This is a genomic window from Methanoregula sp. PtaB.Bin085 (genome assembly GCF_002067035.1).
Classification (GTDB): domain Archaea; phylum Halobacteriota; class Methanomicrobia; order Methanomicrobiales; family Methanospirillaceae; genus Methanoregula.
The window spans coordinates 1-7,932 of the sequence record NZ_MVQB01000008.1; the positions used below are offsets into that span (position 1 = coordinate 1).

Below are 7,932 nucleotides of genomic sequence, written 5' to 3' on the forward strand. Positions count from 1 at the left end.
CATCTCGCTCCTCGTCCGTGACACCGGTGCAGGAATGCCCCGGGACCTGAACTGGCGCGATTTAAAATCGCTGGGGTTACGCATGGTCTTCTCACTGGTGGAACAGATGAACGGTACAATCGGTCTTGACCGTAGCAGGGGGACGGAGTTCTCCATGGTCCTGGAAGAGCGGAAATGACATGTATCATCTGGTTTTTTACAATGTGTATCTCAAGAAGGAACGGAGGATTCTGGGGAGAACAAAAGAGGAGGCCGAAAGAGATCCGACCGGATAAGGAATGGGGATGATACGGAAACAAAGGGTGAAGAAAAAGGATTAAGAAAGCACCGGATTACGGCCCGACAATTTAAACGAATCGCCTCACGTCTGCATATGCCCGATCAACAGCGACGAGCGTTCCGCAGGAGCGGTATGCAAGGAGCGGGCCCTAGCAGCCGCTGGCACCGGAGCAACGCGACAAGCCCGGGGCATCAATCCTACCAACAAACAGGGCAACTCCGGAAAACAGCGAGGTGATGTGAGCGGAACGGGCGAAAAGCCTGCGGAGACGAACATGACCGAGCGTCACCGGCATGTCCCGAACAGCAGCAGCAGATCGCCGCCCGCGTCGCACGCTTCGCACGACTCCGCCGTGCAAAGCCCCGCTCCGCGACCGGCTCAAAAAAGGGTATTTCCGTTTAGAGCAATTTCGTCTCTTCGATCGGTTTCGGTACTTTTACGACAAGAACCCGGAAGACCGAAGAGCTTTCATTGGTCCACTTGTGCGGGATTTTCGCCGGACTCTCAACGAGCATGTCCTTTTCGACACTTTTCTTTTCATCCCCAATCTCGACAATGCCGGTTCCTTCCAGGACATAAAAGAAAACGTCGACGGGTGTTACATGTTTTTTCAGCGCTTCCCCGGGCTGGAGCGTAATGACAACAGCCATTGCATGCGGAGAATCGTAGATCTTGCGTGCATCGACATGATGCGGGTTTGGACCCGATACAATATTTGCAACTTCAGTAATCTTCATCTTAGCTCACCTTCTCAATCTGGATATAGGGAAGTAATGTCAGCAGTTCGGATTTGAGCGTTTCCATCCCGATACGTTCCATGAACCGTGCCGTCCGCTCTTTTGCATGGGCATTGCGCTGGTAATATTCAAGGAGCCTGCCTGCACAATCCATTACTTCGGCGGCAGTCAGGTCGCTTGCTACGATATCGCCGATCCGTGCCTTCCGTCCTGCATTGCCACCGAAGAAGACCGTCCATCCCCTGTTCGTTCCCATGATTCCGAGATCCCGAATCTGGCTCTCGCCGCAGCAGCGCTGGCATCCTGAGACTCCGATCTTGATTTTGGCCGGGAAGGTCTGATCCCTGAACCGCTCTTCGAGGGCCCGTGCCAGGCCGATCGAGTCCTGGTTACCATAACGGCACATCTCCGTGCCAAGGCATGCCTGCACGAACTTGACGCAGGGAGCAGACTCGGGCTGTGCAAGCGGCCCGAGTTCCTGAAACACGTCTGCCACGTCTCCCGGCTCAAGGCCGATGAGCGCGAACCGCTGTCCGCTTGTTATCTTGAGCATCGGCACCCGGTACTTCCGCCCGATCCCGGCGATCTTTTCGAGATCATCCGGCGTTACAATTCCCGCCGGCATCCGCGTGACAACGGCGTACCGTTTTCCATCCCGCTGGAGTAGTGCTCCTTTCGTGGAACCTGTCATTCTTCTTCACCCCTCTTCTGGTATCTCTTCATAAATCATCATCCGGCAAACGAATGGTTCCTTCACGGACCCAGTCCCCCGTTAATCAGGATCGTCGTGTCCGTAAGCGGAATCTTCTTTTTCGCCCGTTCCAGTGCCTTTTCTACAACATACCGCACGCCGTTACAGCACGGGACCTCCATGTGGACGATCGAGATCGATTTGATCGTGTGGCGGCTGAAGATTTCCGCCATTTTCGCGATGTAGCCCTCAATGTCCTGATCCAGTTTCGGGCAGAAAATGATCACGATCCGCCCCCGCAGGAACTCCTGGTGGAATCCTGCATATGCAAAAGGCACACAGTCCGCAGCGATCAGCAGGTCCGCATTGTCAAAATACTGCGCTCCTGAATTCAGGAGTGAGAGCTGGACCGGCCACTGGCGGAGTTCGGATTCAGCTTTTACCGGTGGCTGCTGATCGGGCGCTGATGGGTTTTTCGGAATGCTCCGTGCTGCGGATCCCGGGCAGGTGGCAAACGGTGAGCGCCCCCCCTGCGCGGGTTGTGGCGGACAGACCGGGCCGCGATGGTCGGGAACGCCGATGGCCTTTTCCTGTAAGTATTCAATCGCCTGTGCATAGAGTTCCAGCTGCCCGTGCCCGGCAAGATGTTCGAGATGGGCTTTGATGACCGGGACACCCTGTTTCACGATGGTCGCCATCACGACTTTTTCATCATAGGGTACAGCCTCACGTTCGATAACCGAGATAGCTCCTTCCGGACAGGTCCCGATGCAGGCACCAAGGCCGTCGCAAAAAAGATCGGAGACGAGCCGTGCCTTCCCTTCAATAATCTGGAGGGCTCCCTCCGGGCAGTCCGGGATGCACTGGCCGCACCCCGTGCATTTCGTTTCGTCAATACTGATAATCTTCCGTTTCATGATTTACTCCGTATATCCAAGAATGATTCATTAGAGCACACACACCTTGCAGTCCTGTTCGCCGCAGGGAATGTTATCTATCTTCCATTTCAGCGCCCAGTGCTTGATGCCCCGGATAACGTTCACGATCTCAAGCCCGCTTTCCGTCAGCGTATATTCCGTCTTGACCGGAAATGCGGTTGCGTCCACGTTCCGGGTGATAATGCCTTCATCCTCCAGTTCCCTGAGCCGCTCCGAGAGTACCTTGGGGGTAATACCGTGAAGGGCATCGCGGAGCTCGGAAAACCTGCGGGTGTAGTCCCGACCCTTGTAGAGTTCAAGGATAATCAGCAATGACCACTTCTTTGTCAGATATTTGACGGTCTGGTACACCGTACACGTTTCCTGCATGGTATGTATTTGGATACTCCTAAGTATTTATAATCTGGTATGCTATTGATATCTTGTATCAAAAAGAAATCAAAGGAGACTAAAATGTTCTGTAACCAGTGCGAAGAGACCGTAAAAGGGACGGGATGTACAGTGAAAGGTGTCTGCGGCAAAGACGACGAGATTGCTGCATACCAGGATGTGCTCATCCATGTCTGCAAGGGAATCGCGATACGGAACCTTGCAGCAATGAAGCATGGCAGGGGAGATCCGCAGGCAGGATTATTCCTTTCTGACGCACTCTTCTCCACGTTGACCAACGTCAATTTTGACAAGGTGCGGTTCACTGAACTTATCAACCGTGCTGTTGCCATCCGTGACGCTCTCCCGGCAAGTGGCAGCCCGGAACCGGATGCGTGTACCTGGAAACCGGCGGGTGAGGGCGATATCCTCATGAAGGCAAAAACCGTGGGGATCCTGGCAACGGAAAACGAGGATGTCCGTTCGCTCCGGTCAACGCTCCTCTTCGGGCTCAAAGGGATCGGGGCGTATTACACCCATGCAGCAGTGCTGGGAAAGACCGATGATGCCATAACGGGCTTCATCCAGAAAGCCCTTGCCTCCCTGCTCCAGGATCTTCCCGTTCCCGACATGGTTGCCCTCGTGCTGGAATGCGGGGAATACGGTGTGAAGGTTCTTGCACTGCTGGATGATGCCAACACTTCGGCATACGGAAAACCGGAGATCACGAACGTGAAGACAACGGTAGGAACACGCCCGGGCATCCTCATCACCGGCCATGACTTGAAGGATCTCGATATGCTGCTGGAGCAGTCAAAGGACGCCGGCTTGGATATCTACACCCACGGCGAGATGCTGCCGGCCCACGCGTATCCTGCGTTCAAAAAATACCCGCACCTATACGGTAATTACGGCGGCTCATGGCCGCACCAGAAGGAGGAGTTCGAGCAGTTCAACGGCCCGGTCCTCTTCACGACCAACTGCCTCGTGCCCCCGAAAGATACCTACAAGGGCCGCCTGTTCACAACCGGCCTGACCGGCTTTTCGGGCGTGCCGAATATCGAAGCCGGCCCGGGCGGGAAGAAGGACTTCTCAAAGATCATCGCGCTCGCAAAGACCTGCCCGCCACCCAAAACCCTGCCGGGCAGCGGAAGCGACCTCATCACCGGCTGTGCCCATGACGCGGTTCTTGCCCTCGCCGATACGGTCGTGGGAGCAGTCAAGAGCGGCGCGATCAAACGATTCATCGTCATGGCCGGGTGCGACGGTCGCCAGAAGGAGCGGGAATATTATACGGAGTTTGCAAAGGCCCTCCCGAAAGATACAGTCATCCTCACTGCCGGCTGTGCCAAGTTTCGGTACAATAGTCTCGGTCTCGGAACCATTGGCGGCATTCCCCGGGTGCTCGATGCCGGGCAGTGCAATGACTGCTACTCGCTCGTCGTGATCGCCCAGGCGCTCGCAAAAGCGTTCGGCGTCGGCATCAATGAACTGCCGATCTCCTATAATATCGCGTGGTACGAGCAGAAAGCGGTGCTCGTCCTTCTTGCCCTGCTCCATCTCGGCGTCAAGGACATCACGCTCGGCCCGAAACTGCCGGCATTTGTATCGCCTGCCGTGCTGGACGTGCTGGTGAAAAATTTCGACCTCAAGCCCAACACCACGGTCGAGGCTGACATGGCCCGGATGCTTAAGGCCTGAAAAATCCGTTCCCTTTTTAATAGCAGCACGCTGAGGAAAGAGAATGAAAAATCCGTCCGCCACGGTCCTGCGGCCTGCCAGCCCGGTATAAACGGAGGATACAAAAATGGTTATAGAGAATGTTCCAAAAGCCATCGGATTCGTGTACGCACTCGTCATGATTGGTGTGCTCGCGTACCTCTGGTACTCGGGCCGGTGGCGGCGATCGATCGGGTGGCTGTTGCTCTTTGTTTCGGCAGCGCTCGGTTTCCTTATCTTCGCTCCCGTGATCCCGTACCAGTTCCAGCAACTCATGCTGGGCGATGTTCAGGGCCTCGGCGCCCCCCTCATTGTCGGGGCTGCGGGGCTCACGGTGGTTTTTTTCCTTACCATTGTCTTTGGGAGATTCGTCTGTGGGTATCTCTGCCCGGTCGGGGCAGTGCAGGAGATAGCCTATCATATTCCCGTCCCGAAAACCAGTCCCCGCTATAAGAATGCATTCATGGCAGTGAGAGCGCTCGTCTTTGTCGTCTTCTTTATCATGGCATTTGTCCTGTCAGCTTCGCTCCTTTCGGATTTTGGCATCCGGGATTTCTTTTACCTTACCCTGACGACCGGCTCGTTCGTTTTTTTTATGGTGTTGCTGTTGTCCATGACATGGTACCGCCCGTTCTGCCGGCTGGTCTGCCCGTACGGGGTATTACTCTCCCTTGGCGCTGCAAAGAGCCTGTTCAGGATTCAGAGAACCGATGCCTGTATCGAATGTAAAAAATGTGAGAAGGCCTGTCCGACCGATGAAGCAAAGCGGGAGGATGCGAAAGCCGAATGCTACCTCTGCGGACGATGCATTGATGTCTGTCCGAAGGAGGGGGCACTTGTGTATGCAAAGAACCGGCCAATTTCACCTCATCAGGAAAAATAGCGGGATATGATCGTATGGAATACAAACCCGAAACTACTGGAATGACGGAAAAACCGGACAAGAAGCGCGAAGAGCTCAAAGGGAAAGTACTGCACCTGAAGGATCTTGTCAGTTACCAGGACGGGAGTGTGGCCAGCCGGATGATCATCAACCGGAAGGCGGGCAGCGTAACTCTCTTCTCGTTCGACGAGAACGAGGGACTGTCCGAGCACACGGCTCCCTACGATGCAACAGTCACGATTCTTGAAGGTGAATGCGAGGTCTGGGTCGGGGGCCAGACGTACCAAATGAAGGAAGGGGATACCATCATCTTCCCGGCAAACGCCCCGCATGCCCTCTCCGCGATCACCCCGTTCAAGATGAGCCTCACGATGATACGGGAGTGATGCATGGGCGGCGATGGAAAAGACGGGTACTACTGCACCATCTGCGGCGGGATTCCTCCGGACCAGGTCAAGATCAAGAAGATTGTGATTGACGGAAAGGAGACCGGGATCGACCGGCTGGACTGGATCCTCCTGGACGTGTACCGCAGGAACTTCGGAAACGATGAGACGATCAATGACGAGCTCATCAAACGGGTCCGGCAATTCAATTACATTCCCACAAAAAAGATGGCCGAGTACCGGGCGGCTCTTCTGCGGGAGTTTAAGATGCTCAGGCCGGACGATATCCGGCTCATGGAACAACAGATGGAGAAGGAGGTGGAGCCCCGTGCTTGACCATTGCCCCGGGGCCTCGAACCTCCGGACCCCCACCCTGTCAATCAAGAAATGTCCCCAGTGCGGGAACGAGGTTGAGATTTTCTCCAATGACCTCAAGGTGACCTGCGACAACTGCGGGTTCGTGATCTACAACGATATCATATCCTGCGTCCAGTGGTGCAAGTACGCGAAGGAATGTGTCGGCGAGGAGATGTACAACAAACTTGTCAACAAGACAAAAGGATGACCGGGCGTCACCAGCCCGACAAAGCACCGCAGATCGCCGCCCGCGTCGCACGCTTCGCACGACTGCGCCGTGCTCGCACCGCTCCGCGACCGGCTTAAACCAGACCAGAATGGCTTTAACGTAATAATAAAAAGCCAATTAAAGCAATCCGGAAACGGGTGACCGATGAAAGAGCAAAGTATCTTAGTATTCACTGATAAAGAGGAAGAATTTGTCAACCTCCTCATAAAAATCGGTATAAAAAAGACGGTAGCGCAAACTCTGGTATTCCTTGCGAACACTCCCGAAGCAACGTCCCGTGAACTCGAGCGCGGGACCGACCTGCGCCAGCCTGAAGTGAGTATCGCGATCAAATACCTGGATGAACAAGGCTGGGTCCAATGCCGTACGATCCCCTCCGAAAATAAAGGCCGCCCGCAGAAGTGTTATTCACTGACGAAACCGGTCAAAGAGATTATTGCTGCCATTGAGAAAGCAAAGAAGAACGAGGCAAACAACCAGCTCGCACTTGTCAAGAAGATGAGAAATTATCTCTGACAGGATCCGGATACAACCTCATTTTCAGGCCATTTCCCCCGTTTTCCCAATTTTTGAGACCTCCGTCGGAGAAAAAAACCTTCACAATGGCATTCTGGCAGAGGTTTCAAATCCGGTGGGGGTAAAATAGGTGGCAAAAACCGGCGCGATTTAAGGGCCTTTGGTGGCCTTTTATAGGGGTGCAATTCTGCCGTATTTTGGCAAATGGGGCGTTTTAATGACTTATTTTCCACAGGAACTAAAAGGGTGCATTTTACGGGGTTTCCCGGTTTTGAGCCGGAATGAGAGGCGGGAAAAGGAGCCTGATTTGGGCTTGTTTTGCCTCAGGGTTCGGATCTCCCTATCAAAGGGTTCTCCGACGAGAGAAAAAGAGGGATTATATCCCCATCCCCGTAATCATCCCAACCACCTGCTGAGCTGTCACCGGGTCCAGGACCTGCGCAACAAACAGCCCCGCCATCGAGATGAACAGGGTCCAGAACACTTTCTTCACCTGCTCGTTTTTCCCGAATGCCTCGACCACGGCAGCCGCATCCGCCTTCATCGCACGCTGGATCAGCTTCGGCAGGAACACAAACAGCGGCAGGAACAGGACCGCAGCACCAATGAACGCAAGGGAAATCTCAGTCCGGCCCGCCATGAAGATCCCGAGCGGGACCGCAAACACCCCGGCCAGGATCGCGGCCATCCCGACCTCACCGAACCAGAAGTAATGCCGCTTCTCCGCATAGGTAAACCGTTCGATGTCGGTCAGTGCGGGAAATTCGAAGATGCCGAGCGTGTTCAGCATCCCGTACCAGACCGCGTGCGTCTCCTCCGGGTCCGCA

Annotated in this window: 11 protein-coding genes; 6 read left to right on the forward strand and 5 right to left on the reverse strand. The window is 54.7% G+C overall.

Annotated elements, in window-relative coordinates; all coding sequences use genetic code 11:
- Nucleotides 1–678: 678 nt before the first annotated feature.
- The 4 genes from A4E33_RS00170 to A4E33_RS00185 all read right to left on the reverse strand — a co-directional run bounded on the left by A4E33_RS00170 (nt 679) and on the right by A4E33_RS00185 (nt 3,015).
- Nucleotides 679–1,017, reverse strand: a complete 339-nt coding sequence (locus A4E33_RS00170) for a cupin domain-containing protein (protein ID WP_292345297.1) — start codon at nt 1,015–1,017, stop codon at nt 679–681.
- Nucleotide 1,018: 1 nt separating this feature from the next.
- On the reverse strand, nt 1,019–1,708 hold the full coding sequence (locus tag A4E33_RS00175) for an NAD(P)/FAD-dependent oxidoreductase (RefSeq protein WP_292345299.1): 690 nt from the start codon (nt 1,706–1,708) through the stop codon (nt 1,019–1,021).
- Between the two features lie 62 nt (nt 1,709–1,770).
- Entirely contained in the window at nt 1,771–2,625 is an 855-nt protein-coding gene (locus A4E33_RS00180) for an ATP-binding protein (RefSeq protein WP_292345301.1), read from the reverse strand.
- Between the two features lie 30 nt (nt 2,626–2,655).
- Nucleotides 2,656–3,015: a helix-turn-helix domain-containing protein gene (locus A4E33_RS00185; RefSeq protein ID WP_292345303.1), complete on the reverse strand. Its 360-nt coding sequence runs from the start codon at nt 3,013–3,015 to the stop codon at nt 2,656–2,658.
- Between the two features lie 84 nt (nt 3,016–3,099).
- Between A4E33_RS00185 and hcp the strand changes: the two genes are divergently transcribed.
- From hcp to A4E33_RS00215, 6 genes are all read left to right on the forward strand, one after another.
- The gene (gene hcp, locus A4E33_RS00190; protein WP_292345305.1) at nt 3,100–4,716 is read left to right on the forward strand and encodes a hydroxylamine reductase; all 1,617 of its coding nucleotides are present in this window, start codon (nt 3,100–3,102) and stop codon (nt 4,714–4,716) included.
- 106 nt (nt 4,717–4,822) lie between these two features.
- Nucleotides 4,823–5,617 carry a 4Fe-4S binding protein gene (locus A4E33_RS00195; RefSeq protein ID WP_292345306.1) on the forward strand — a complete coding sequence of 265 codons (795 nt, stop codon included), beginning with the start codon at nt 4,823–4,825 and terminating at the stop codon, nt 5,615–5,617.
- A gap of 14 nt (nt 5,618–5,631) precedes the next feature.
- Nucleotides 5,632–6,003 carry a cupin domain-containing protein gene (locus A4E33_RS00200; protein ID WP_292345308.1) on the forward strand — a complete coding sequence of 124 codons (372 nt, stop codon included), beginning with the start codon at nt 5,632–5,634 and terminating at the stop codon, nt 6,001–6,003.
- A gap of 3 nt (nt 6,004–6,006) precedes the next feature.
- Nucleotides 6,007–6,339: an NAC family transcription factor gene (locus A4E33_RS00205; RefSeq protein ID WP_292345309.1), complete on the forward strand. Its 333-nt coding sequence runs from the start codon at nt 6,007–6,009 to the stop codon at nt 6,337–6,339.
- The gene (locus A4E33_RS00210) at nt 6,332–6,568 is read left to right on the forward strand and encodes a hypothetical protein (protein WP_292345310.1); all 237 of its coding nucleotides are present in this window, start codon (nt 6,332–6,334) and stop codon (nt 6,566–6,568) included. The genes A4E33_RS00205 and A4E33_RS00210 overlap by 8 nt, the downstream gene beginning before the upstream one ends.
- Nucleotides 6,569–6,733: 165 nt before the next feature.
- On the forward strand, nt 6,734–7,105 hold the full coding sequence (locus A4E33_RS00215) for a MarR family transcriptional regulator (RefSeq protein ID WP_292345312.1): 372 nt from the start codon (nt 6,734–6,736) through the stop codon (nt 7,103–7,105).
- A 376-nt stretch (nt 7,106–7,481) separates the two neighbouring features.
- Here A4E33_RS00215 and A4E33_RS00220 read toward each other — a convergent pair.
- On the reverse strand, nt 7,482–7,932 hold a 451-nt coding region (locus A4E33_RS00220), incomplete at its 5' end, for a hypothetical protein (protein ID WP_292345313.1).